Origin of the sequence: Streptosporangium longisporum (assembly GCF_039534895.1) — a bacterium.
In the GTDB taxonomy this organism is placed as follows: domain Bacteria; phylum Actinomycetota; class Actinomycetes; order Streptosporangiales; family Streptosporangiaceae; genus Streptosporangium; species Streptosporangium longisporum.
Genome location: NZ_BAAAWD010000007.1, coordinates 851,041 through 875,901, shown reverse-complemented (window position 1 = coordinate 875,901; position 24,861 = coordinate 851,041). Strand labels below are relative to the sequence as shown.

General features: G+C 72.4%; 24 protein-coding genes. 11 read left to right on the top strand and 13 right to left on the bottom strand.

The annotated features are described in order from the left end of the window. The first annotated feature begins 14 nt into the window (after positions 1-14). Positions 15-521, top strand: a complete 507-nt coding sequence (locus ABD832_RS16940; RefSeq protein WP_344895663.1) for a DinB family protein — start codon at positions 15-17, stop codon at positions 519-521. A 161-nt stretch (positions 522-682) separates the two neighbouring features. On the opposite strand, the gene ABD832_RS16935 is transcribed toward ABD832_RS16940, so the two are convergent. Then, positions 683-1,204, bottom strand: a complete 522-nt coding sequence (locus tag ABD832_RS16935) for a MarR family winged helix-turn-helix transcriptional regulator (RefSeq protein ID WP_344895660.1) — start codon at positions 1,202-1,204, stop codon at positions 683-685. Between the two features lie 5 nt (positions 1,205-1,209). Continuing rightward, on the bottom strand, positions 1,210-2,517 hold the full coding sequence (locus ABD832_RS16930) for a M50 family metallopeptidase (RefSeq protein ID WP_344895658.1): 1,308 nt from the start codon (positions 2,515-2,517) through the stop codon (positions 1,210-1,212). A 207-nt stretch (positions 2,518-2,724) separates the two neighbouring features. Between ABD832_RS16930 and ABD832_RS16925 the strand changes: the two genes are divergently transcribed. Beyond that, on the top strand, positions 2,725-3,330 hold the full coding sequence (locus tag ABD832_RS16925; RefSeq protein WP_344895655.1) for a LuxR C-terminal-related transcriptional regulator: 606 nt from the start codon (positions 2,725-2,727) through the stop codon (positions 3,328-3,330). Between the two features lie 61 nt (positions 3,331-3,391). Here the strand turns inward: ABD832_RS16925 and ABD832_RS16920 are convergent, their stop codons facing one another. Further along, a complete protein-coding gene (locus ABD832_RS16920) occupies positions 3,392-4,507 on the bottom strand; it encodes a PP2C family protein-serine/threonine phosphatase (RefSeq protein ID WP_344895652.1) in 1,116 nt (371 codons plus the stop codon). A gap of 118 nt (positions 4,508-4,625) precedes the next feature. Here ABD832_RS16920 and ABD832_RS16915 point away from each other — a divergent pair, with 118 nt between their 5' ends. Both ABD832_RS16915 and ABD832_RS16910 read left to right on the top strand, forming a co-directional pair. Beyond that, positions 4,626-5,849, top strand: coding sequence for a GNAT family N-acetyltransferase (locus ABD832_RS16915; protein WP_344895649.1), 1,224 nt, complete (start codon positions 4,626-4,628; stop codon positions 5,847-5,849). 71 nt (positions 5,850-5,920) lie between these two features. Then, a complete protein-coding gene (locus tag ABD832_RS16910) occupies positions 5,921-6,145 on the top strand; it encodes a hypothetical protein (RefSeq protein WP_344895647.1) in 225 nt (74 codons plus the stop codon). Between the two features lie 201 nt (positions 6,146-6,346). Here ABD832_RS16910 and ABD832_RS16905 read toward each other — a convergent pair whose 3' ends face one another. Further along, positions 6,347-6,814 carry a ribose-5-phosphate isomerase gene (locus ABD832_RS16905; RefSeq protein WP_344895644.1) on the bottom strand — a complete coding sequence of 156 codons (468 nt, stop codon included), beginning with the start codon at positions 6,812-6,814 and terminating at the stop codon, positions 6,347-6,349. Between the two features lie 97 nt (positions 6,815-6,911). Between ABD832_RS16905 and def the strand changes: the two genes are divergently transcribed. Next, the gene (gene def, locus ABD832_RS16900) at positions 6,912-7,400 is read left to right on the top strand and encodes a peptide deformylase (RefSeq protein ID WP_344895641.1); all 489 of its coding nucleotides are present in this window, start codon (positions 6,912-6,914) and stop codon (positions 7,398-7,400) included. Positions 7,401-7,512: 112 nt separating this feature from the next. Here def and ABD832_RS16895 read toward each other — a convergent pair whose 3' ends face one another. Then, a complete protein-coding gene (locus tag ABD832_RS16895; RefSeq protein WP_344895638.1) occupies positions 7,513-8,922 on the bottom strand; it encodes an aldehyde dehydrogenase family protein in 1,410 nt (469 codons plus the stop codon). Positions 8,923-9,026: 104 nt separating this feature from the next. Continuing rightward, entirely contained in the window at positions 9,027-9,644 is a 618-nt protein-coding gene (locus tag ABD832_RS16890) for a mycothiol-dependent nitroreductase Rv2466c family protein (RefSeq protein ID WP_344895635.1), read from the bottom strand. Positions 9,645-9,866: 222 nt separating this feature from the next. Here ABD832_RS16890 and pepN point away from each other — a divergent pair, with 222 nt between their 5' ends. Both pepN and ABD832_RS16880 read left to right on the top strand, forming a co-directional pair. After that, on the top strand, positions 9,867-12,434 hold the full coding sequence (gene pepN / locus ABD832_RS16885) for an aminopeptidase N (protein WP_344895632.1): 2,568 nt from the start codon (positions 9,867-9,869) through the stop codon (positions 12,432-12,434). A 244-nt stretch (positions 12,435-12,678) separates the two neighbouring features. Next, on the top strand, positions 12,679-13,641 hold the full coding sequence (locus ABD832_RS16880; protein WP_344895629.1) for a hypothetical protein: 963 nt from the start codon (positions 12,679-12,681) through the stop codon (positions 13,639-13,641). 22 nt (positions 13,642-13,663) lie between these two features. Here ABD832_RS16880 and ABD832_RS16875 read toward each other — a convergent pair whose 3' ends face one another. The 4 genes from ABD832_RS16875 to ABD832_RS16860 form a co-directional block, all read right to left on the bottom strand. Further along, positions 13,664-14,164 (bottom strand): Pycsar system effector family protein, encoded by a 501-nt coding sequence (locus ABD832_RS16875; RefSeq protein ID WP_344895626.1) that lies wholly within the window; start codon positions 14,162-14,164, stop codon positions 13,664-13,666. Positions 14,165-14,691: 527 nt separating this feature from the next. Continuing rightward, positions 14,692-15,054: a DUF5130 family protein gene (locus ABD832_RS16870; RefSeq protein ID WP_344895623.1), complete on the bottom strand. Its 363-nt coding sequence runs from the start codon at positions 15,052-15,054 to the stop codon at positions 14,692-14,694. A 56-nt stretch (positions 15,055-15,110) separates the two neighbouring features. Continuing rightward, a complete protein-coding gene (locus tag ABD832_RS16865) occupies positions 15,111-15,410 on the bottom strand; it encodes a hypothetical protein (RefSeq protein ID WP_344895620.1) in 300 nt (99 codons plus the stop codon). Positions 15,411-15,448: 38 nt separating this feature from the next. Further along, a complete protein-coding gene (locus ABD832_RS16860) occupies positions 15,449-16,870 on the bottom strand; it encodes an amidase (protein WP_344895617.1) in 1,422 nt (473 codons plus the stop codon). A 342-nt stretch (positions 16,871-17,212) separates the two neighbouring features. Here ABD832_RS16860 and ABD832_RS16855 point away from each other — a divergent pair, with 342 nt between their 5' ends. The 3 genes from ABD832_RS16855 to ABD832_RS16845 all read left to right on the top strand — a co-directional run bounded on the left by ABD832_RS16855 (position 17,213) and on the right by ABD832_RS16845 (position 20,490). Beyond that, positions 17,213-17,848 (top strand): nuclease-related domain-containing protein, encoded by a 636-nt coding sequence (locus ABD832_RS16855; protein WP_344895614.1) that lies wholly within the window; start codon positions 17,213-17,215, stop codon positions 17,846-17,848. 204 nt (positions 17,849-18,052) lie between these two features. Then, positions 18,053-19,891 (top strand): dihydroxy-acid dehydratase, encoded by a 1,839-nt coding sequence (ilvD, locus tag ABD832_RS16850; protein ID WP_344895611.1) that lies wholly within the window; start codon positions 18,053-18,055, stop codon positions 19,889-19,891. A 95-nt stretch (positions 19,892-19,986) separates the two neighbouring features. Beyond that, positions 19,987-20,490: a helix-turn-helix transcriptional regulator gene (locus ABD832_RS16845; protein ID WP_344895608.1), complete on the top strand. Its 504-nt coding sequence runs from the start codon at positions 19,987-19,989 to the stop codon at positions 20,488-20,490. 196 nt (positions 20,491-20,686) lie between these two features. On the opposite strand, the gene ABD832_RS16840 is transcribed toward ABD832_RS16845, so the two are convergent. From ABD832_RS16840 to ABD832_RS16830, 3 genes are all read right to left on the bottom strand, one after another. Further along, entirely contained in the window at positions 20,687-20,914 is a 228-nt protein-coding gene (locus ABD832_RS16840) for an FmdB family zinc ribbon protein (protein ID WP_344895605.1), read from the bottom strand. A gap of 31 nt (positions 20,915-20,945) precedes the next feature. Continuing rightward, entirely contained in the window at positions 20,946-21,767 is an 822-nt protein-coding gene (locus ABD832_RS16835; protein WP_344895602.1) for a GNAT family N-acetyltransferase, read from the bottom strand. A 148-nt stretch (positions 21,768-21,915) separates the two neighbouring features. Continuing rightward, a complete protein-coding gene (locus ABD832_RS16830) occupies positions 21,916-22,425 on the bottom strand; it encodes an HNH endonuclease (protein ID WP_344895599.1) in 510 nt (169 codons plus the stop codon). Positions 22,426-22,754: 329 nt separating this feature from the next. On the opposite strand from ABD832_RS16830, the gene ABD832_RS16825 reads away from it, so the two are divergent. Further along, entirely contained in the window at positions 22,755-24,827 is a 2,073-nt protein-coding gene (locus tag ABD832_RS16825; protein WP_344895596.1) for a prolyl oligopeptidase family serine peptidase, read from the top strand. The last annotated feature ends 34 nt before the right edge of the window (positions 24,828-24,861 follow it).

Genomic DNA, 24,861 nt, shown 5'->3' with positions numbered 1-24,861 from the left:
GCCAGGATTACCTCATGACCGACAAACGCATTGATCCCCCCTTCATCGCCGACGAGCGCTCCATGCTCCACTCCTGGCTGGAGTGGCACCGGGAGACCCTGGAGGTGAAGTGCGCCGGGCTCTCCGACGAGCAGCTCCGCCTGCGTTCCGCCGAGCCCTCCTCGCTCTCCCTGCTGGGCCTGGTCCGGCACATGGCCGAGGTCGAGCGGAACTGGTTCCGTAACGTCCTCAACGGCGAGGGGGTCGGCCCGTACTACTACACCGACGACGACCCCGACGGTGACTTCGACGACCTGGAGACGACCAGCGCCGAGGAGGCGTTCGCCCGCTGGCGTGCCGAGATCGCCCACGCGCGCGAGGTGTCGATCACCCTGCCCCTGGACACGATCGGCAAGACGCAGCGCCGCGACAAGGACGTCTCGCTGCGCTGGATCCTCATCCACATGATCGAGGAGTACGCCCGGCACAACGGCCACGCCGACATCATCCGCCAGCGGATCGACGGGGTGGCCGGGGAGTAGGGTCCCGTGCCCGGGGAGACCGGCCGGGCGGGCCACGGCCGCCGTGGGCGACCGGCCCGCGCAGGGCGGTTCAGCGCAGGGCGGTTCAGCGCAGGGCGGTTCAGCGCAGGGCGGTTCAGCGCAGGGCGGTTCAGCGCAGGGCGGTTCAGCCGCAGGGCGGTTCAGCGGGGGGCGGGCATCTCCGCCAGCACCGCGGTGATCACCCGGTCCAGGCCGGTGAGGTTCGCCGGGCGGGCGACGGCCGCCTCGGCGAACCGGGCGAGCAGCCGGGCGAAGACCTCGCGGTCGGACTCCTCCCAGTCGGACATCAGGTCGTCCAGGTAGGCGCGCCGGTGGCGGACGACCGCCTCCAGCACGCGCAGGCCCCGCTCGCTCAGCACCAGCCGGGCCCGCCTGGCGTCCACGGCCGACTCCTCGCGCTCCACGAACCCGGCGCCGATCGCGTCGTTGACCAGCCTGCTGGCGGTGGAGGGGTCGACGTCCAGCTGCTCGGCGACCGCGCCCACGGTCACCTCGGGCACGTCCAGGCTCAGCTTGTGCACGGCGTGCACGACCATCACGTTCGACATGTGCACCGGCCGCTGCGGCTCCGCGGCCCGGCGCGCGCGCAGCGGGCGCGACCAGATCCGGCGGAGCCGGAACAGCGCCACGTCGATCAGCGCTCCGGGCGTGCCGTCGTTCACCGGGGTCAGCCGGACAGGCGGACGGGGTTGACCAGGTCCGCGTACATCAGCAGGCCCGCCATGATGACCATCAGGAAGGCGATGGCGTACGTGAGCGGAAGGGCCTTGGCGATGTCGACGTGCCCGGGGGCGGGGCGGCGGGTGACGCGGGCGAAGGCGCGCTTGAGCCCCTCCCAGAGGCCGCCGGCGATGTGGCCGCCGTCCAGCGGGAGCAGCGGGATCAGGTTGAACATGCCGATCGCCAGGTTGAAGCCCGCCAGCAGGTTGATGAAGACGACGACCTTGTTCTCCAGCGGGATCGCGGCGGCGGCGATCTCACCGCCGATACGGCTCACGCCGATCACGCCGATCGGGCCGTTGCGGTCGCGCTCGTCGCCGGAGAAGGCGGCGTGCCAGACGCCGACCATCTTCTCGGGGAACCTCATCAGGGACGCCGCGGTGGCCGAGGTGAGGTCCCCCATGTGCGCGACCACGGCACCGAGGTCCTGCCGCTCGATGACGATCTTCGGGCTGACCCCGAGGTACCCGACGCCCTTCTCGATCTTGCCCGGCTCGTCCAGGGACTCGCGGTCCTGGGCGATCAGGGAGGCGTTGACGGTCAGGTTCTGACCGGCCCTCCTGATGCCGATCGCGATCGGCCCGGCGCCGTGGTCGCGGATGGCGCGGGTGGCGGCCTCCCAGCTCGCGGCGGGCCTGCCCGCCACCGAGACGATGACGTCCCCGGGCCTCAGCCCGGCGACGCTGGCCGGGCTCTGCCGGTCGGCCGCGGTGCACTCGGGGTTCTTGGCGTAGTCGGCGGCGGTCTTGACGCACTGCGGGATCGAGGCGATCTCGGTCTTCTGCGTGGGGACGCCGAACCCCATGAGCACCACGCCGAACAGGATGAACGCCAGCACGAAGTTCATCGCCGGGCCGCCGGACATGATGATGACCTTCTGCCACCAGGGCTTGCGGTAGAAGACCCGGTCCTCGTCGCCCGGCCGCACGTCCTCCAGGGCCACGTCGCGCGCGTTCTCGATCAGGCCCTGCCAGGGGCCGGTGGAGACCGAGCGCACCTTGCCGGGGGCGTCGGTGGGCCGGGGCGGCAGCATGCCGATCATCCGGATGTAGCCGCCGAGCGGGAGCCACTTGATGCCGTACTCCGTCTCGCCGCGGCGCCGCGACCACATGGTCGGGCCGAAGCCGACCATGTACTGCGTGACCCTGACGCCGAACAGCTTGGCCGGCACCAGGTGGCCGATCTCGTGCAGCCCGATCGACACCATCAGTCCCACGAGAAAGACGACGACCCCGACCACGGAGAGCCAGCTCACAGGTTCATACTCCCATCGCGGTTTCCCCGACAACGCCCCATAAGAGGTTAGCCGAAGTATCCGTCCCGCACGCTCCCCCGCCACCGCGGTGTTCCCCGGCGGATCCGCCGCCTCCTTTACCGATGGCGGACGGATCGTTGACAATGAGCGATCGCACGATCACTCTTTGGCAAGGTGAGGATGGTGTCGAGGTGAGGAAGGAGCGTCTTGATCGGGATCGTGGTCGCCGAACACCTGCCTCTGGTCCGGCGTGGACTGGTGGCGTCCCTGGAGGGCGAGGCCGACATGAAGGTGGTGGCCGACGTGGCCACCGGTGAGGAGGCGCTCACGGCCGTGCTGCGGCACTCCCCCGAGGTGGCCGTCGTCGATCTCGGCCTGCCCCCGGCCGACGGTCTCGACGTCGCGCGGCGGCTGCACGAGGAGGCTCCCGGCTGCGGGGTGCTGCTGCTGTCGCACGACCCCAGCCCGGGCCAGGTGCGGCAGGCCTTCGCCGCCCACGCGCTCGGGTTCATGAGCCTGCGGGTGGGCCCGGAGCAGCTGGCCGCAGGCGTCCGCCTGGTCGCGTCCGGCCGCCGCGCGGTCGACTCCGAGCTCGCGGTGGCGGCCCTGAGGTCGGCGGAGAACCCCCTGACCCCCCGCGAGCTGGACGTGCTCCGGCTGGTCGCCCGGGGCGCGACGTCGAACGAGATCGCCGAGGCGCTCTTCCTCTCCGTGGGAACGGTCCGGAACCACCTGTCCAGGATCGTCTGCAAGACCCAGGCGCGCGACCGTCTCGACGCCGCGCGCATCGCCGGCGAGTCCGGATGGCTCTGACGCCGCCCCGGGGCCTCCCGGAGGGCGAGGTCCCGAGGGCCGGAGCCACGCCCCGGACGGGTCAGGGACGCCAGATGAGGATGAGGGCGCAGTCGTCGTTGTGGCCCGCCGACATGGAGGCCACCAGGTTGCGGGCACCGTCGCGGAAACCGGTGGGCACCAGGCGCTCGGCCTCTCCCAGCAGCCGGTCCAGGCCCGCGTCGATGTCGCGGCCGGGCTGCTCGATCAGGCCGTCGGTGTAGAGCATCAGGGCGTCGCCCTTGCGGAGCATCCCCCGGTCGGTCTCGCAGTGCAGGTCGGGCACGACGCCGAGGACGACGCCCTTGGCCGTGGAGACCTTCCACGTCCCCGTGCCGGACTCGAACTTGACCACCGGGGGGTGGCCGGCCGAGGTGATGACGTACTCGCCGGTGGCCAGGTTCAGCCGCAGGTGGACCGCGGTGACGAAGCCCTCGGCCTCGCGCTGGCGGTGCAGGTAGGCGTTGCAGGCGGGCAGGAAGTCGTCGGCCGAGCCGAGCAGGCCGCCGAAGGTGCCCGAGAGCATCAAGGCCCGGGTGCCGGCGTCGACGCCCTTGCCCGACACGTCGACCAGGGCGAGGTCGAGGGTGTCGCCCTCGCGGATGGAGACCAGGAAGTCACCGCCGAAGGAGGAGCCTCCGGCCTGCTTGAGCACCACCTTGGAGCCCCAGTCCTTGGGCAGCTGCGGCAGGTCCCCCTGGCTTTTGAGGCGGTCGCGCAGCTCCAGCAGCATCGCGTCGCCGCGCAGGCCCTGCACGCCGAGCTTGCCGCGGGTACGGGCCATCAGCGCGGCCAGCACGGCGGTGAAGCCGAAGGTGACCAGCAGGCCGGGGCCGATGTGCCCGACCCCTCGCACGACGGCCACGTAGACGAGGGCGGCGGCGACCGCGCAGAGCAGCTTGGCGAGGCTGTTCAGGCGGAGCTGGAGGCCCGCCACGAGCGTGACCGGGATCATGAGCGCCGGGGAGAACCACTCCATGGAGACCCTTGCGGCCAGCACGCCGATCAGCAGGGTCAGCAGGGTGAGGGTGATGAGCAGGTTGCGGTCGCGCGCCAGCGGGCCCTTGCGCAGCAGGCGCACGAGGGGGACGAGCAACGGGATCCGGACCAGGAACGCGCGGAGCGCCGGAGGGAGCAGCGGCACCGGACGGGAACTCATGATGCGCCTGACTGTATCCGGCCCTCCCCCCTTTGGGCAGCCCACTTGACCAACGCCTTGATCATTAAGCATGGATATTAGATGGCCGGAACGGTTTGTCCTCTCTACCATCCGAGGGATGAGCCTGAGCCTGCGTCCGGTCGCCGAGACCGAGTGGCCCGACTGGATCTCCCTGGACGAGGAGGCGTTCGGCAACGCGATACCGCCGCACCGCGCGGAGCTGTACCGGCGCAACACCGAGTTCGGCCGCTCGCTCGGCGCCTTCGACGGTGACCTGCTGGTGGGCGTCACCGCGGTGTGCAGCCTCACCATGGCCGTGCCCGGCGGGCCGATCCCGGTCGGCGGCGTCACCGCGGTCGGCGTGCTGCCCTCGCACCGCCGCAGGGGCGTGCTGTCCGCGCTGATGACCCGTCAGTTCTCCGACCTGCACGAGGGCGGCGAGGCCGTGGCCGCGCTGCACGCCTCCGAGGCGGTGATCTACGGGCGGTACGGCTACGGCAGGGCCGCCGACGGCCTGAGCGTCCGGATCCCCACCGCGGGCGCGGTCTTCACCCGGCACGCCCCGGCCGATCCCGCGCTGCGGCTGCGCGTCGTCCGGCCCGCGGACGCCAGGGACGTCTTCGAGAGGGTCCACGCGGCCGTGCTGGACCGCCGCCCGGGGTTGTACGCCCGCACCCCCGCGCGCTGGGACGCGGTGCTGAGCGACGAGGACTCCGACCGGGGGGAGGGGGCGTTGCGCGCCGTGGTCGCCGAGGACGACGAGGGACCGCGCGGGTACGCGCTGTTCCGGATGAAGGCGAGCTGGGACGAGCACGACGTCCCCGACGGCGAGTTGCGGCTGCGGGACCTGTTCGCCCTGGATCCGGCGGCGTACGCGCTGCTGTGGCGTCACGTCCTCGACCGTGACCTGGTCTCGCACGTCACCGCGGTCCGGCCCGGGGACGACCCGCTGATCCACCTGCTGGCCGACCCCCGCGCGCTGCGCGCACGCTGGGCCGACGAGCTGTGGTTCCGCCTCGTGCACGTCGGGCGTGCCCTGCCCGCTCGCCGCTACAGCGCGCCGGTGGACGTGGTGATCGAGGTCGAGGACGCGACGTGCCCGTGGAACGCGGGCCGCTGGCGGCTGACCGCCGGCACCTCGGACGCCCGCTGCGAGCCCAGCGCCGACCCGGCCGACGTGACGCTGCCCGTCTCCGCGCTGGGCGCGGCCTACCTGGGCGGACGCCCGCTGGAGGCGCTGCGGGCGGCGGGGCTGGCGCGCGAGTCGCGTCCGGGAGCGCTGCGCGAGTTGTCCGTCGCGATGTCGTGGGAGCCCGCCCCCTGGAGCGGCCTGATCTTCTGAGCAGCGTCGTCCCCGGAACCCGGAACCCGGATGTCCGGTACGGCCGGAACGGGGCGGGTTATGGTGGCGGCATGGCACTGCAGAGCTTGCAGATCAACACGATCACCGCGATGCGGGCGCGCGACGTGTCACGCCCGACGCGCGAGCAGCAGGAGAGCGCGGACCGCCGCCCCCTGCGCGACGAGACGCCCCGTAAGGAGCCCGCCCGCAGGGAGCCGGCGCGCAGGGAGCCCGTACGCGGGGAGTCCGCACGCCGGGAGCCACCGCGCGGGGAGTCCCCGCCCCGTCACCGCTGACCCGCCCCGTCACCGCTGACCCGCCCCGTCACCGCTGACCCGCCCCGTCACCGCTGACCCGCCCCGGCCGGGAGACGGCCGGGGACCGGCCGGCGGAGCGGGACACCTGAATGCGGGACACCTGAATGCGGGCCACACGGGATGCGGGCCACACGGGATGCGGGCCGCACGGGATGCGGGACCCCGCGGGGTGCCGGGCGCCTAGGGCAGCGGCGGCAGCAGCCCGTCGGTCTCGTAGGAGGCGAGCTGCGCGATCCTGCGGCCGTGCCGCTCGGCGCCGGAGTAGGCGGTGCCGAGGAAGACCTCGACGAACCTCGCGGCCTCCTGCGGCGTGTGCATCCGCGCGCCCAGGCTGATCACGTTGGCGTCGTTGTGCTCGCGGGAGAGCCTGGCGGTCTCCTCGCTCCAGGCCAGCGCGGCGCGGACGCCGCGTACCTTGTTGGCCGCGATCTGCTCGCCGTTGCCCGAGCCTCCGATCACGACGCCCAGGCTGCCGGGGTCGTTCACGACCCCCTCGGCCGCGCGCAGCACGAACGGCGGGTAGTCGTCCTCCGCGTCGTAGACGAAGGGACCGCAGTCCGTCACCTCGTGGCCGTGTTCCTTCAGCCAGGAGACGACGTGGTTCTTGAGCTCATAGCCGGCATGGTCGGCACCGATGTAGACGCGCACCGGGCCAGTTTCGCAGGTACGCGGGGACGCCTCCACCCGGCCCGGACTAGAGTAACGGTCACTGAGCTCATCCGCCCCTTACAAGAGAGAGTCCCACATGCGTGACATCCGAGTGGTCGGCGACCCCGTCCTGCGCACCCCCGCCGAGCCGGTCTCCGACTTCGACCGCGACCTGCGCCGCATGATCGACGAGATGTTCGACATCATGTACGCAGCGCGGGGCGTCGGACTGGCCGGGCCGCAGATCGGCGTGTCGAAGCGGCTCTTCGTCTACGACTGCAGCAGCCGCAAGGGCCACGTGATCAACCCCGAGCTGGTCGTGGACGACGACACCGAGGTCCTCGACGAGGAGGGGTGCCTGTCGGTGCCCGACCGCGAGACCCGCACCCCGATCTACGCCCGGACGCCGCGGGCCGCCGGGGTGACCGTGCGGGGCCTGGACCGGCTGGGACGGCCGATCCGGATCAGGGCCAGGGGGATGCTGGCGCGCTGCTTCCAGCACGAGACCGACCACCTGGACGGCAGGCTGTACGTGGACCGGCTGGCCAGGGACGCCGCGAGGAAGGTCCTGCTCCAGGCTCCCTGACCCCCGCTCCCCCGCGTCCCCGTTCTCCGTCCCCGCCGTCCCCCGATGTCCCCCGCCGGCTCCCGGCCCGGCGGGCGCGGCGGCCCGGCGAGGACACGGGCGCCCACCGGCCTCAGAGCTGGACGGCCTTGATCTCCAGGTACTCCTCCAGCCCGAACTCGCCCAGCTCGCGGCCGAGACCGGACTGCTTGTACCCCCCGAAGGGGGCACGGGGGTTGAACTTGCCGCCGTTGACCGCCACCTGGCCGGTCCGCAGCCGCCGGGCGACCGCGACCGCCCTCTGCTCGTCGCCCGCCCACACCGCCCCGGCGAGGCCGTACGGCGTGCCGTTGGCGATGGCGACCGCCTCGTCCTCGCCCCGGGTGTAGGGGATGATCGCGAGGACCGGGCCGAAGATCTCCTCCTGCTCGATGACCATCCCGGGCTCCACCCCGGCGAACACCGTGGGCTCGACGTAGAAGCCGCGCTCCGCGGGCCGGTCGGCGCCTCCGGTGACCAGCCGGGCCCCCTCCTCCTGGCCCCGGTTGATGTAGCGGACGACCTTGTCGCGCTGCGCGGCCGACACCAGCGGGCCGAGCCTGGTCGCCTCGTCGAAGGGGTCCCCGACGGTGTACGTGCGCGCGGCCTCGACGGCGAGCCGGACGGCCTCGTCGTACCGGTCGCGGTGAACGATCATGCGGGTCCAGGCCGAGCAGGTCTGGCCGGAGTTGAGGAAGGCGTTGGCCACCGTCACCTTGGCCGCCGCGCCCAGGTCGGCGTCCGGCAGGACCACGCTGGCGGACTTGCCGCCGAGTTCCAGCGCCACCCGTTTGACCGCCCCGGCGGCGAGCGCGGCGACCCGCCTCCCGGCCGCGGTGGAACCGGTGAACGACACCATGTCCACGCCGGGATGGGTGACCAGCGCCTCGCCCACCCCGGGCCCGTAGCCGCTGATCATGTTGAACACCCCCGCGGGCAGGCCGGCCTCGTCGAGGATGCCGGCGAACGCGAAGGCGGCCAGCGGCGCCACCTCGCTGGGCTTCAGCACGACCGTGCAGCCCGCGGCGAGCGCGGCGCCCACCTTGCAGACGATCTGGTGCAGGGGGTAGTTCCACGGGGTGACGGCGGCGACCACCCCGGCCGGTTCCCTGAAGATGCGGGAGTTGCCGACCTGCCCGCCCTCGAAGTCGTAGGTCTCGGCCAGCTGGGCGTAGGAGGCCAGCACCCCGGCCGGCATCAGCGTCTGCACCCGCATCGCCACGCCGTACGGCGCGCCCATGTCCGTGGCGATGATCCTGGCGATCTGGTCGGAGCGCTCCCGGATCAGCTCCGCCGCCGCGGCGAGGATCCTGCCGCGCTCGGCCGGGGGCGTCTCGGACCAGGAGGGCAGGGCCGCGCGGGCGGCGGTCACGGCCGCCTCGACGTCGGCGGGCGACCCGGCGGGCACCCTGTCGAGGGTCTCCTCGGTCGCGGGATTGATCACGTCGATGCCCTCGTTCGACGCGGACGGCCGCCAGGCCCCGTTCAGATAAAGGTGACGCATGTCCCTCATCCTGGCGTGCGCGCCGTCGTAACGCGAGGCCCGCCGCCGTGCGGCGGCGGGCCTCGCGGGCCTTGCGGACATCGGGGAGCAGGGGACGCGGTGGGTCAGCCGAAGATCGGGGACCGCGTCCTGGAGCGCTTGAGCTCGAAGAAACCGTCGGTTCCGGCCACCAGGACCACCCCGTCCCAGAGCCTGCCCGCCTCCTCGCCCTTGGGCGCGGGCGAGATGACCGGGCCGAAGAAGGAGACGCCCTCGACCGAGACCACCGGGGTGCCGACCTCCTGGCCGACCCGGTCGATGCCGTCGGCGTGCGAGGCGCGCACGACCTGGTCGTACTCGGTGGAGTCCATCGCGTCGGCGAACCCGCGGTCCAGCCCGGCGGCCTCCAGGGCCTCCTCGACGGTCTCGCGGAGGGTGTCACCGCCCTTCCTGTTCTGGTCGTGAAAACGGACACCCAGCTCGGTGTAAAGGCGGCCGACCGTCTCGGAGTCGTACTTCGCCTGCACGGCGGCCACCACGCGGACCGGGCCCATGGCGTCGGCGATCTGCGCGCGGTAGCTCTCCGGGACCTCCTTGTCCTCGTTCAGTACGGTGAGGCTCATGATGTGCCAGCGCGGCTCGATGGGCCGTACCTTCTGCACCTCCAGCAGCCAGCGCGAGGTCATCCACGCCCAGGGGCAGAAGGGGTCGAACCAGAGATCCACCGGGGTTCGCTCTGTCATGTTCTTCGACTTCCTGATAGTGAGGCTCTGTCGATGGCCACAACCGGAAGGACGGAGTTCCCTATTCCGTGCGGGGATTAATACCTTGACGAGCAGCTTTATTCTCAAATTTGGGTATCAGTCGGCCGGTTGATCCGAAGCGGCGTTCCACGGCCTTACATGGCAGGATTCAGTCACCCCTTAGCAATGGAGCGCGGGGGATGTTGTGAAGAGGGAGCGGTAGTGGCAGGCAATCTGACCCGTGACGAGGCGCGCGAGCGCGCACGGCTGCTCAGCGTGCAGTCCTATGCGGTGGAGCTCGACCTGACCGAGGGTGAGGAGCGCTTCGAGAGCGTCACCACGGTCCGCTTCACCAGCACCCGCCCGGGTGCGGGGACCTTCATCGACCTGGCGGGGGCCAAGGTGCGCAGGGCGGTGCTGAACGGCACCGAGCTGGACGTGAGCGGTTACGACCCGGAGACGGGACGGCTGCCCCTGACCGGGCTGGCCGAGACCAACGAGCTGCTCGTGGACGCCGACTGCTCCTACACGCGCACCGGCGAGGGCCTGCACCGCTTCGTCGACCCGGTCGACCGGAGCGTCTACCTGCACAGCCAGTTCGAGACGGCCGACGCGCACCGGATGTACGCGTGCTTCGACCAGCCCGACCTCAAGGCCACCTTCGAGCTGACCGTGCTGGCCCCGTCGGGCTGGGAGGTCATCTCCAACGCGGCGCCGGACACGGCCGAGGACCTGCCCGAGCACCGGGGCAGGCACGGGGCCCTCCAGGCGGCCAGGCGCTGGCACTTCCCGCCGACCCCGGTGATGTCGACCTACATCACCGCGCTGTGCGCCGGGCCGTACCACCGGGTGACCTCCGAGCACGACGGCATCCCGCTGGGCCTGTACTGCCGGGCCTCGCTGGCCGAGCACCTCGACGCGGAGAACATCTTCGAGGTCACCCGGCAGGGCTTCGACTTCTTCCACCGGATCTTCGGCGTCCGCTACCCGTTCGGCAAGTACGACCAGCTCTTCGTCCCCGAGTTCAACGCCGGGGCGATGGAGAACGCGGGCTGCGTGACCTTCCTGGAGAACTACATCTTCCGCTCGCGCGTCACCGACGCGGTGATCGAGCGCCGCGCCGAGACGATCCTGCACGAGATGGCGCACATGTGGTTCGGCGACCTGGTCACCATGCGCTGGTGGGACGACCTGTGGCTGAACGAGTCGTTCGCCACCTACGCCTCGGTGCTGTGCCAGGCCGAGGCCACCCGGTGGGGCCAGGGCGCCTGGACGACCTTCGCCAACGTCGAGAAGTCCTGGGCCTACCGCCAGGACCAGCTGCCCTCCACGCACCCGATCGCGGCCGACATCGTCGACATGCACGCGGTCGAGGTCAACTTCGACGGGATCACCTACGCCAAGGGCGCCTCGGTCCTGAAGCAGCTCGTCGCCTACGTGGGCCTGGAGAACTTCCTGGCCGGGGTCCGCGCCTACTTCAACGAGCACGCCTGGGGCAACACCACGCTCGCCGACCTGCTGGGCGCGCTGGAGCGCACCTCCGGGCGCGACCTGTCCTCCTGGTCGAAGGAGTGGCTGGAGACCTCCTGGGTCAACACGCTGCGCCCGTCGTTCACCACCGACCCCGAGGGTCGTTTCCTGGAGTTCGACGTGCTCCAGGAGGCGCCCGCCGACCACCCGACGCTGCGCTCGCACCGCGTCGCCATCGGCCTGTACTCGCTCACCGGCGGTGAGCTGGTCCGCGTGCGGCGGGTGGAGCTGGACGTGTCCGGGGCGCGCACGGCCGTGGCCGAGCTGGTCGGCGAGGTCCAGCCGGACCTGATCCTGATCAACGACGACGACCTGACCTACGCCAAGGTCCGGCTGGACGAGCGCTCGCTGCAGACCCTGGTGAACGGCGGCATCACCGCGTTCACCGAGTCGCTGCCCCGCGCATTGTGCTGGTCGGCCGCCTGGGACATGACCCGGGACGCCGAGATGTCCACCCGCGACTACCTCGCCCTGGTCGTCTCGGGGATCAGGTCGATCACCGACATCACGGTCATGCAGACCGTGCTCCGCCAGGCCCGCCTGGCCGTCCAGCAGTACGCCGACCCGGCCTGGCGCGACGAGGGCATGGCGCTGCTGACCTCCACGCTGCGCGACCTGGTGGTCTCGGCCGAGCCCGGCTCCGACCAGCAGCTCGCCTACCTCAACGCGCTGGCGGCCGGGGCGACCTCGGACGGGGACCTGGCGTTCCTGCGGGGGCTGCTGGACGGCGAGACCACGCTGGAGGGGCTGACCGTCGACGACGACCTGCGCTGGACGCTGGTCGGTGCCCTGGTCTCGGGCGGGCTGCTCGGCGAGGAGGACATCGCGCGGGAGCTGCGGCGCGACCCCACCGCCACCGGTGAGCGCATGGCCGCGCTCTCCCGGGCCGCGATCCCGACGCCCGAGGGCAAGGAGGCCGCCTGGTCGGCGATCACCGAGGGCAAGCTCAGCGGGGCCGTGCTCCGGTCGACCGTCATGGGGTTCATGGACCCCAACCACCCGGAGCTGCTGGAGCCGTACCGGGAGAGGTACTTCGCCGAGATCGGCAGGATCTGGAGGACCTGGACCTCCGACAGCGCCCAGAACTTCGCCAACGGCTGCTACCCGGCGCTGTCGATCTCCCCGGAGACGGTCGCCAGGACGCAGGACTTCATCTCGGCCGAGGAGCCGCCGCACGCCCTGCGGCGGCTGCTGCTGGAGGGCGCCGACGGCGTCGGGCGCGCGCTGCGCGCCCGGGCCAGGGACGCCTCGCAGGCCTGACCCACCCGGTCCGGGGGCCCGCCTCCCGGACCGGCTGAATCTGCCCCGGAGTGGCTCAGGCCGGCCCTGGAGCGGATCGGAACGGCCCTGACCGGCCGGGCCGCGTGAACCTGACGCGGCCCGGCCGGTCAGGGCCGTTCTTCTCGTGGCCATACGTGTCGCCACGCGTCTCCACATGTCCTGCCGTATCCACTCGTGGACGGACAATGCCTCTGTCGCCTGCGGGCCATGAGAGGGTAACCGGGTGGAATCGGCACGTGATCTGCTCATCTCCCTGGCCCGGCGGTACGCCTTCGGCGACGTCGGGGCCCTCGCCTCGGGCGTGGTGGAGAACGCGGACGACATCGAGGCGACCTGCGAGTTCGCCCAGCGGCTGCTCTCCCTCGACGCGGAGGACTTCGCCATCGAGGCGCGGTCCGTCCCGGGCGACCTGCGCAGGCGGGCACGGGCCTGCACGATGCCGCAGACGCCCCGCGAGCAGCCGCGCGGCGCGCTGGAGTCCCTGCTGCCCGCGTACGAGCTGCTGCTGGAGGTCATCGCGGTCCGGTGGCACCGCCGCGAGCTGAGCCCCATGGTCGCCGCCCTGCACATCGCGAGCGAGTACCTCCCGCTGCTGGCCTTCGAACCGGTGCTCGGCAGCGCCGGTGACCCGGCGCGCTGGCCGGAGGGCCTCACCGCGCCGGGCAGCAGGTTCGGCGTGATCGGCGACCGCGAGTGCGACCACACCAAGCCCGAGCAGTCGGCCGTCAACCGGACGCTGCGCGTGGCGGGAGAGCCCGCCGAGGGCTGGCGCGCCTACTTCGACCGCCAGCACAGCCAGGTGGCCGGGGCGCTGGGCACCTGCGTGGCCGCCTGCCGCAAGCCCTGCACCGCGATGGACTGGGTGGAGCCGGACCGGCGCGAGGACCTCGCCCTGCGCTCCCGGGTGGCCCTGGCCTTCGCCGAGACCCCGCTGGTGCGGCTGCGCCACGCGGCCCCGGTCGGGCACGGCTTCGGGGTCCCCTCGCCCGAGGAGGTCACCGAGGCGTGGGAGCGCAGCCGGGTCGGGCTCGCCAAGACCGAGGTCGGCCGGCAGGCCTCCCTGGACGACGGGTTCCCGCTGCCGGGACTTCCCTCCCTGTTCTCGGCCGTCGCGAGCGCGCCGGTGGCGCCGTCGACACTGCTGACGGACATCAGCACCCACCTGGTGGGGCTCCTGCGGGCCTGATCCGGACGCGGGTACGCCCGGTTCACAGGGGGGTGCCGACGAGCGTCGGCAGGACGCAGAAGGCGATGGAGAGCAGCATCAGCAGGACGCTCCGGCGGATGTAGCGGTGCTTGGCGTCCGCCAGGGCGTTGAGCCTCCGGATCTCCAGCACGATCAGGTCGATCCGCGGCCCGCCCCCCGGCCCCTCCCCCTCCGCCCCGTGGGCGGCCCTGAGACGGCCGGTGAAGCCCCGCAGGTAGCAGCGGCGCCTCTCCAGGGCCCTGCCCGCCAGGTTCGCGATCGGCGGGCACAGGGAGCCGCCGAGCACGAGGAGGCCCATGACCCAGAGGAAGGCGCCCGTCCACCACAGCCACCCGGTCTGGCCCGGCAGCTCGCCGGGCCTCCAGTGCCCCGTCGTCACCCCGGTGACGACGGCACCGGCCGCGGCGCCGGTGACGGCCAGCAGGACGGCCGCCGTCTCGTTCTCCCGGCGCACCCTGCGGCGGGCGTCCGCGAGCGCCTCCCGGACGTATTCGAGGATCATGTCGGACTGCCGCGCCCTTTCGGCGGCCTCCCTCGCGATGCGCGCGAGGTGAGAGGCCGGACCGGGCCACCGGGGCGGACCGGCCGGATCCGTGGGGCCGGTCGGACCGGGACGGCCGGGGAGCCCGTAGGGAGGGGCACCGGCGCGACGGGCCGGGCCGGTGGGGCCGACAGAGCCGGTGGGCCGGACGGGACCGGCCGGCGCGCCGGAACCCGTGCCCGTGCCCGTGTCCGCGCCCGTGCTCGCGGGCCGGTTCCCGGGACCGGCGGGACCGGGGGGATCGGTGGCGCCGGCGGCCCCGGCCGCTCCGTCCGGATCGGTGAAACCGGCCGGCGGCGTGTCCCACAAGATCCTCGTCACGAGGTGATTATCCGGGAGAATCACCGTCCCACGGCGCGGAAGGGCCCACGGGAGGGCGTTCCAGGGCTCACCACCGGAGATCGTCCCGGCCGCGCGGAGCCGGAGGCGCCCGCGGCGGCGCACGGCCGGGAGCGGGACCGGCGGGGTCGGCAGGGCCGGTGGCGGGATCATTCGCACCGGGCCGCTCGGTCGGCGAGCAGCAGGACCCCGGTGACCAGCCCGCCCACCAGGTCGCCCAGGCCGAGGACCGCGGCCATCGCCGTCGCGGCCGACCGGCACTCGGCGTCGGGCAGCCACCGCCTGGCCGTGGTGCCGGTGACGATCTCCAGGGCCCGTGCCCGCTGGTCCACGAAGACGAGCACGGCCCGGTCGGCCTCCTCGCCCAGCGCGGCGTGCAGCCGTTCGCAGAAGTGCCGGCGCGGGCCGATCGCGGGCCCGAGGTAGGCGGCGAAGCGCAGCCCCGTGCGACGCTCCGCGGCGCGCAGGGCGTCGCGCACGTCGTCCCCCTGCGTCGAGGTCAGTGCCCACATCCCCGTCCCACCCCGTCTCCCCGGCCCCACCCGGCCTCGTCGTGGGTCGTCGGACGTCACCAGGCCGCCGACGCGCCACCGGTGTGACGTCCGGGCTCCGAGGTCTCCGCGAGCGCGACCCAGTCGGTCTCGGGCACGGCACGGCCGGCCGGGGGCCTGCTGGTCAGCACCAGCACCGAGCCGGTGATCCCGCGCTCGCTGCCGTGCGGGCCGCCCAGCCAGACCGCGCCCGCCGAGGTGCCCCTGGCGGCCCGGTCGCGCATCCTGCCGGGCATCGTCACGAGCAGGGTGATGAGCAGGAACAGACCGCCGGAGACCCCGATCAGGAAGCCGCAGACCTCGATCGCGCTGTCCACACCTCAAAAGTAACCCGGCGCCGACGATCAGTCGAGGGTCACCACGCGGCGGGCCTGCGCTCTCCCCAGAAACCGCCCCGCGCGGCCTCCAGCTGCGACGACACCGAGATCAGGGTGCCCTCGTCGCCGAACCGCCCGGCCAGCATCACGCCGATCGGCAGCCCGTCGGGGCTCCAGTGCAGCGGGAGGCTGACCGCGGGCTGGCCGCTGACGTTGTACATGGCGGGGAAGGCGGCGAACCGCTTCATCCGCTCGAAGGTCTCCTCGGGGTCGTCGACGTCCTCGAACCAGCCGATGGGCCGGGGCGGCTGGGTCACGGTCGGGGTGAGGACCGCGTCGTAGGGGTCGGTGGCCAGCAGCCCGAACCGGGTGGCGAGCTGCAGGGCCGACTGGGCCTGCAGGAAGTCCGGGGCCGGGGTGGCGAAGCCGCGCTCGCGCAGCCAGGCGGTGAGCGGCCGGAGCCTGTCCTGCCTGTCCGGCTCTACCGGGTGCATGCAGGAGAAGGCATACCAGAGCGTTACGAACTGGGGCACGATCTCCGGCCCGAACGGCGGCGCGATGTCGACCACCTCGTGCCCGAGCGCGGCCAGCTCCGCCGAGGCGTGCTCGTAGGCGGCCAGCACCTCCGGGTGCACGACGGTGCCGGGCACCGGCGGCTCGGCGTAGCGGGCGATCCGCAGCCTGCCGGGGTCGCGGCCCACGTACGCGCCGAAGGAGCCGAGCTCGGGCTCGGGCGCGTGGTAGAGGTCCCCGGGGTTGTGGTGGGCCATCACGTCCAGCAGGGCGGCGGCGTCGGCGACGGTCCGGGTGATCGGGCCGTTGGTGGCCAGGCCGGCCAGGTCGGGGACGATCGGCGCGGAGCTGATCCTGCCCCGGGTGGGCTTGAGCCCGAACAGGCCGCAGACCGACGCGGGGATGCGGATCGAGCCCGCCCCGTCGCTGCCCTGCGCGGCGGGGGCCAGGCCCGCGGCGACCGCGGCCGCCGCGCCGCCGCTGGACCCCCCGGCCGAGCGGGACGGGTCCCACGGGGTGCGGCTGGGCGGGGACAGCGGGGTCTCGGTGTAGCAGGGCAGCCCGAACTCGGGGGTCGCGGTCTTGCCGAGCATGATCGTGCCCGCGTCCCGGAGGCGCTCGACCAGGCTGTCGTCCACCGGTGCCACGAAGCCCTCGTAGGTGGCCGAGCCGAAGTGGATCGGCACGCCCTTGACGAGGTTGAGGTCCTTGATCGGGATCGGCACCCCGGCCAGCGGCGAGACGTCCTCCCCGGCGAGCACCCTGGCCTCGGCCTTGTGCGCCTGCTCCAGGGCGAGTTCGGCCGTCACGGTCACGTAGGCCCCGACCTGCGCGTCCAGCCGGTCGATGCGGTCCAGGTAGTGCTCGGTGAGCTCGACGGGGGAGATCTCCCTGCGGCGCACGGCCGCGGCCTGCTCCAGGGCATTAAGATCGTGAATGTGTGCCACGTCCTGCACAGTAGGGCGCCGGAGCGGTGGTCATCCAGAGCTGAAGCGCTTAGATACCCGATTCACGGCGTCGTCAAGCGGGGGACGACGGTCACAAAAGTATGAGATACGCAATACTAGGCACCCCCGAGGACGTCAGCTACCGTGAGTTACGTGGATTCCGGTCAGGCACCAGAAAACGGTAACACTGCGTCACCGATTTGGGTCGGTGACCGACAGGCCGAGGAGAGGCCGACGTCTCGACCCGCCCCACCGGCGACGACGTACGCGCCGGTCGAGCGCGCGTCGCTGCGCGGCCTGCTCGATCACCCCAAATACCGCCATCTGCGCAGGCGTGTCGCCGTGTCGGTCGGTGTGGGCGTGCTCGCGGGCATCCTGCTGGCCAGCTGGCAGCTGGGCTTCACCGCCGCGGTGATCGCCGCGATCGTGGACACGGTGCTCCGGGCCCGGTCCAACTCCTCGGTGCCCGCCTGGCGGCGTGCCTCGGTCGCGGAGCGGCGCACCGAGGTGCAGCTCAGGCGGCTGGAGCGCGGGGGGTACCGCACCCTGCACGCGCGCGCGATCCCCGGCAGCGAGGCCCAGATCGACCACCTGGTCGTGGGCCCCACCGGCGTGTACGCGGTCGACTCCGAGAAGTGGGACAAGCGCCTTCCGGTCCGCGTCCAGTCGCACCGCAAGCTGTTCCACGGGCCGTTCAACCAGAAGCCCCGCCTGGACGAGGCCCGCTGGGAGGCGTCCCAGGCGAGCGAGCTGATCGGCGCCGAGCTGGGCCGCGAGATCAGCATCGTGCCCTCCCTGGCGATCTACGGCCCGGCCATCCCGTGGAAGGTCCTCAACGTCCGCGAGGTGGACGTATTCGACGGCAGTCGTGTCCGTAAATGGATCACCAAGCGGGAACGCTCACTCACCGACGCCGAGATCGAGAGCATCTACGAGGCGGCGGCGCGGGTCCTGCCCGCGCGCTACCCGGAGAGCTGACCCGCACGGCCGGTCCCCAGGGCCGGGCCGGTCGTCCGGACGGGCCCGCGGCGTCGACGCCGCGGGCCCTTTCCGCGCGTCCCGCTCCCCGGACCGGCGTCTCGCGGAGCCTCGGGACAGTCTCGGGACATGGACGGGCGTCTCACGCACCGGGCGGGGGCCGTACCATTCGTAGACACGGTCTCGACGATGGGAGAAGGCCCCATGCCCGCCCTCAGGTCTCGTACGGTCACGCACGGCAGGAACATGGCCGGGGCCCGGGCTCTGCTCCGGGCGACCGGTGTGGCCGGGGAGGACTTCGGTAAACCGATCATCGCGGTGGCCAACAGCTTCACGCAGTTCGTCCCGGGGCACGTCCACCTCCGCGAGGTCGGCGACGTCGTCGCCGGGGCGATCCGCGAGGCCGGGGCGATCCCCCGCGAGTTCAACACGATCGCGGTCGACGACGGCATCGCGATGGGCCACGGCGGCATGCTCTACTCGCTGCCCAGCCGCGAGCTGATCGCCGACGCCGTCGAGTACATGGTCAACGCGCACTGCGCGGACGCGCTGATCTGCATCTCCAACTGCGACAAGATCACCCCGGGCATGCTGCTGGCCGCCTTCAGGCTCAACATCCCCACGGTGTTCGTCTCGGGCGGGCCGATGGAGGCGGGCAAGACCCCCAACGGCAAGCTCGACCTGATCGACCCGATGATCGCCGCCGCCGACGACTCCGTCTCCGACGCCGAGCTGCTGGAGATGGAGGAGAACGCCTGCCCGACCTGCGGCTCGTGCAGCGGCATGTTCACCGCCAACTCGATGAACTGCCTGGCCGAGGCCATCGGCCTCGCGCTCCCGGGCAACGGCACGATCCTGGCCACCCACAAGGCGCGCCGCAAGCTGTTCGAGGACGCCGGGCGCGCGCTCGTGGACATCACCCGCCGGTACTACGAGGACGACGACGAGACCGTCCTGCCGCGCGCCATCGCCACCAGGGACGCGTTCGAGAACGCCATGGCGCTGGACGTGGCGATGGGCGGCTCGACCAACACGATCCTGCACATCCTCGCCGCGGCCCGCGAGGCCCAGGTCGACTTCGGCCTGAAGGAGATCAACGAGATCTCGCTGCGGGTGCCCTGCCTGTGCAAGGTCGCCCCGGCCACCGCGAAGTACCACGTCGAGGACGTCCACCGGGCGGGCGGCATCCCGGCGATCCTGGGCGAGCTGGACCGGGCCGGGCTGCTGCACCGCGACGCCTACACCGTCAGCGGCGGCACCATGGGCGACTACCTCGACTCCTGGGACGTGCGCTCGGAGAAGGTCCTGCCGGAGGCGCTGGAGCTCTGGCACGCGGCCCCGGGCAACGCCCGTACCGTCAAGCCCTTCTCCCAGGGCGCCCGCTGGGAGGAGCTGGACCTCGACCGCGCCGAGGGCTGCGTGCGCGACTCCGAGCACGCCTACACCCGCGACGGCGGCCTGGCCGTGCTGTACGGCAACATCGCCACCGAGGGCTGCATCGTCAAGACCGCCGGCGTGGACGAGTCGATCTGGCGGTTCGAGGGACCGGCCGTGGTGTTCGAGTCCCAGGACGACGCGGTCGAGGGCATCCTCGGCAACAAGGTCAAGGCCGGTGACGTCGTGGTGATCCGCTACGAGGGGCCCAAGGGCGGTCCCGGCATGCAGGAGATGCTCTACCCCACCTCGTTCCTCAAGGGCAGGGGGCTGGGCAAGGTCTGCGCGCTGGTCACCGACGGCCGCTTCTCCGGCGGCACGAGCGGGCTGTCCATCGGCCACGCCTCCCCCGAGGCCGCCGAGGGGGGCACCATCGCCCTCGTCCAGGACGGTGACCTGGTCGCGATCGACATCCCGGGCCGTTCGATCGAGCTGAAGGTCTCCACCGAGGAGCTGGCCGCCCGCAGGGAGAGGCTCCTGGCCGAGCTGGGCGGCTACCGGCCGGTCGACCGGCGCCGTACGGTGAGCGCCGCGCTGCAGGCGTACGCGGCGCTGACCACCTCGGCCTCCACCGGCGCCTCGCGGGACCTGTCACAGCTGTCCCGCTGACCCCACCTCTCTGACCTGGGCTTCCTGTCGGCGATACATGCCTTACCCGACAGGAAGTTCGAAAAAATGTCGGTATCGAGACGTATCATCAGGGTATGGCAACTGTCGTGAAGCCCAACGCCTGCCCGCTGACGACCGCCGAGATCGCCGCCCTCGCCCTGTCCATGGCTCACCTGGGTTCGGGCCCGCAGGCCGATGCCGCCCGCAGCGGCCTGCGTCATGCCTTCCAGCACCTGGAGGTCGACGACGACGTCGTCGCGGCCACCCTGACGACCCTGATCGAGCCGCTGCCCGCGTCCGTGGCCGACCGTGCCCGGACGATCGCCAACGCCATCACCTCACGCATGGTCATCCGCCTGCACTACCGTGACGTCTCCGGGCGGATCACCGTCCGCGACGTCGACCCGGTGACCTGCATGGTTCACCGCGACCACTGGTACCTCGTCGGGATGTGCCGCATGCGCGGCGCGATCCGGGCGTTCCGGTTCGACCGGATCGTCGCCACCGAGCAGACCTTCGTGCCGGCCCGCCCGCACCGCGCCGAGGGTTTCCTGCCCTTCCAGGGCAAGCGCGCCGAGCGCGCCAGGCACGCCGCCTAGATCCGGTCCCGGGCGGGGTCGTCCCCCGCCCGGTTCCGGACGCGTCGTCCGGTCCCGTCACCCTGCACCGTCGTCCGGCGCGGGCCGGGTGAGGGGGCCGGACGACAGGGCAGGCCGAAGGGGCCGGGCCGCTGCGGGCGGCCGTCCGGGGACGGCGCCACGCGACGCGGCATCGGCCCGCGTACCGGCGGGGCGGCTAGCCGCAGCATCCTCCACCGCAGCACCCGCCACCGCCACCGGCGGCGGGCCTGGGGGCGGCGGCGGACGAGGCCGCCGAGCCGCCGGTCACCGCGACCGTGGAGAGCAGTTTCACGGTGTCGTCATGACCTTCGGGGCACGGGGCGGGCTCGCCGGAGCGGGCCATCGGCCGGGAGACCTCGAAGCTGGATCCGCAGGCGCGGCACCGGAAGTCGTATCGGGGCATGCGTCAAGACTACCCAGGCCCGCCCGATCGTTCACCCGAAGGTGACCGAGGCGTGCTCGGCCACCGGCCGGTAGCCGATCGTCCGGTAGATCGAGTTGGACGTGGGGTTGGACAGGTCGGTGAAGAGCAGCACCTCGTCGGCCCCCTCGGCCCTCGCCCGGACGCTCAAGGCGTGCGAGAGCGCGGTCCCGTACCCCTTCCCGCGGAACGGCGGGGGCGTGTAGACCGGGCCGACCCGTGACATCCCGCCCAGCGGGGCGGACGCCCCGGCGAACGCGACCGGCCGGCCGCCCACCTCCCAGACGGCCAGTTCCCGCCGGGTGATCCTGCTGGCGACCAGCGAGGTCATGCCGGCGGGGGCGATGCCCTCGGCCTCGACCTGGAACTCCTCGCTCCACCGGACCAGCAGGTCGAGGTCACCGACGCCCGCGACCCGGAAGGTCCCCTCGGCGGGCGGATCGGGGGGGACGGGCGAGGCGAGCCGGTAGAGGCGCTCGGAGCGGCGACCGCTCTCCGGCCGCCACCAGCGGGCGGCGAACGCCTCGACCTGCGCGAGCGGCCCGTTCACGCCGGGGATCGCCCGTTCGTCCTCGATCAGGCGGGTCACCAGGCCGGGCACGGTGTCGACGGGGATGTCGGGGAGCAGCAGGAAGTGCGGAGGCGTCTGCAGCACGACGGCCTCGGTCCGGCCGTCACGCTCCAGGCGGCCCAGCAGCGGGCCGTCGCCCCACAGCCCCAGGCGCACCGCGCGCAGGACGGTGAGGGGGACGGTGTTGCGCACCGGATCCCGCAGCAGCCACGGCTCCGCCGTCCCGGCGAACGCCTCCACGTCGGAGGTGAGTGTCCACGTCATCCGATGATGATCCCCCGCTCGTGATCGTCGATACCGGCGGACACGCGCCGGCCGGACACCGCGACGCCGCCGCGGCACGCCCGGAGGCGCGACCGCGACGGCGTCGGCAACGTCGACGGTGGCGTCGACGGCGTCAGGGGCGTCGCCGTCAGGCGGCGCTCTCCTGGAGGTAGGGCGCCCACTGCGGGTCACCGACGGTGTGCGCGCCGATCAGCCGCCAGTGGACGCCGCGTGGCACCACCGGGGCGACGCTGAGCGTCCACCCCAGTTCCTCCAGCATCCGGTCGGCCTTGCGGTGGTTGCACGTCGTGCACGACGCCACGCAGTTCTCCCAGGTGTGGGGGCCGCCCCGGGAGCGGGGGATGACGTGGTCGATGGTCTCGGCCCGCTGGCCGCAGTAGGCGCACCGGTAGTCGTCCCGGCGCATCAGCGCGGTCCGGGTCAGCGGGATCCGCGACCGGTAGGGGATACGGACATATCTCCGAAGCCTGATCACCGAGGGGACGTCGAGCGTGCGGCTCGCCGAGCGGAACACGGCGCCCCGCCCGTCGCGGTGCACGACGTCGGCCTTCTCCCGCAGCACGAGCACGACGGCCCGGTGCAGCGACAGGGTGGTCAGGGGTTCGTAGGTTGCGTTCAAGAGCAGGACCTGGCGCATCAGCGGGCCTCTCCCGCCGTACGACACGTCTGTTGAGGGGGCACGCCACTGCGTGCCCCGGCTGGCGGCCCCTCCTGGGGCCCGGGTGCTTCCGTCACGAGGACCTCCGCCGGACGGCCCAGCGGATGCTCACCACGGCACCGTCCTTCACCAAGTTTGGCTTCTGCAACGCGGTTCCCGCCACCCATAAATGACTGGAGAGACACCTGGTACGTTTTATGCCCGCATTACCACTTTTTAACTCCTCCCGCCGACGATCTGCTACGCCCGCCGCGCAATGCCCCGCCACCGCCCCCGTACGGTCGCCCGGAGGTCGTAGGGTTTCGGCCATGACGCGACAGCCATACCCTCCCGCCAGCCGTGTTGACCTCGTCGAGGAGTTGCACGGGGTCCCCGTCCCCGACCCCTACCGATGGCTGGAAGATCCCGACGATCCGGCCACGAAGGACTGGCTCGTGGGGCAGGAGAGGCTGCTGGAGACCGAGCTGGACGCCCTTCCGGGACGCGACGCCTTCAAGGCGCGGATCGCCGAGCTGCTCGCATCGGGCTCGATCGGCGCGCCGACCTGGCGCGGAGGACGGCGGTTCTTCATGCGCCGCGCCCCCGCCCAGGAGCACGCCGTGCTCTACACCGTCGATGCGGACGGCAGCGAGCGGGCGCTGCTGGACCCGATGGCGCTCGACCCGACCGGGCTGACCACCCTGGACTCCTGGCAGCCCGACAAGGAGGGCCGCCTGCTGGCCTACCAGGTCTCGGTGGGCGGTGACGAGGAGTCGAGCCTCTACCTGATGGACGTCGCGCTCGGCGAGCGCGTCGAGGGGCCGATCGACCGCTGCCGCTACTCCCCGGTGGCCTGGCTGCCGGGCGGGGAGGCGTTCTACTACGTGCGCAGGCTGCCCGCCACCGAGGTGCCCGAGAACGAGGAGCAGTTCCACCGCCGGGTCTACCTGCACCGGGTCGGCACCTCCACCCAGGAGGACGTCCTGATCTTCGGCGAGGGGCTGGAGAAGACCAACTACTACGGCGTCTCGGTCTCCCGCGACGGCCGCTGGCTGCAGATCTCCGCCTCCCGGGGCACCGCGCCGCGCAACGACCTCTGGGTCGCCGACCTGCACGCCTCCGCCCCCTCCTCGCCGGACCTGAGGGTCGTCCAGCAGGACGTCGACGCCCAGACCGCCCTGTACTTCGGCCGCGACGGGCGCCTGTACGTCTTCACCGACCGCGACGCGCCTCGCGCCCGCATCTGCGTGACCGACCCCTCGGACGCGCGCTTCGAGAGCTGGCGCGACCTGATCCCGCAGGACCCCGAGGCGGTGCTGACGGACTTCGCGATCCTCGACGACCTCGACCGGCCGGTCATGCTGGTCGCCTGGACCCGTCACGCGATCAGCGAGATCACCGTCCACGACCTGGTCTCCGGCGAGCGCGTCGGGGAGGTGCCGACCCCCGGCCTGGGCACCATCGGCGGCATCAGCGAGCGTCCCGAGGGCGGTCACGAGGCCTGGTTCGGCTACACCGACAACACCACGCCGCCGACCATCCAGCGCTACGACGCCCGCAGCGGGGAGACGACCCTGTGGGCCGCCTCCCCCGGCGCCGTCGAGGTCCCGGCCGTCGACACCAGGCAGGTGACCTACCGCTCCGCCGACGGCAGCGAGGTCCACATGCTGGTGATCTCCCCTCCCGGCGCCGAGGGCCCGCGCCCCACCGTCCTGTACGGCTACGGCGGCTTCGGCATCTCGATGACCCCGGGCTACTCGGCGTCCATCCTGAGCTGGGTCGAGTCGGGCGGCACGTACGCGATCGCCCAGCTGCGCGGCGGCGGCGAGCAGGGCGAGGAGTGGCACCGGGCCGGGATGCTCGCCCACAAGCAGAACGTCTTCGACGACCTGCACGCGGCGGCCGAGCACCTGATCGCGACCGGTGTGACCACCTCCGCGCAGCTGGCCATCTCCGGCGGCTCGAACGGCGGTCTCCTGGTCGGCGCGGCCCTGACCCAGCGTCCCGAGCTGTACGCCGCGGTGGTCTGCTCGGCACCGCTACTGGACATGATCCGCTACGAGCTGTTCGGGCTGGGCGCGACGTGGAACGTCGAGTACGGCTCCGCCGAGAAGCCCGACGAGTTCGCCTGGCTGCACGCCTACTCGCCGTACCACAACGTGCGGGAGGGGGTCTCCTACCCGGCGACGCTGTTCACCGTCTTCCAGTCCGACACCCGGGTCCACCCGCTGCACGCCTGGAAGATGTGCGCGGCCCTGCAGCACGCCCAGGCCGGGGACCGGCCGATCCTGCTCCGCAACGAGATGGAGGCCGGTCACGGGGCCCGCGCGGTGAGCAAGACCGTCGAGCTGGTCGCCGACCAGCTCGTCTTCCTCGCCCACCACACCGGCCTGACCTCCTGAGAAGGGCCCCGGGACGCGCCCCAGGCGTCCCGGG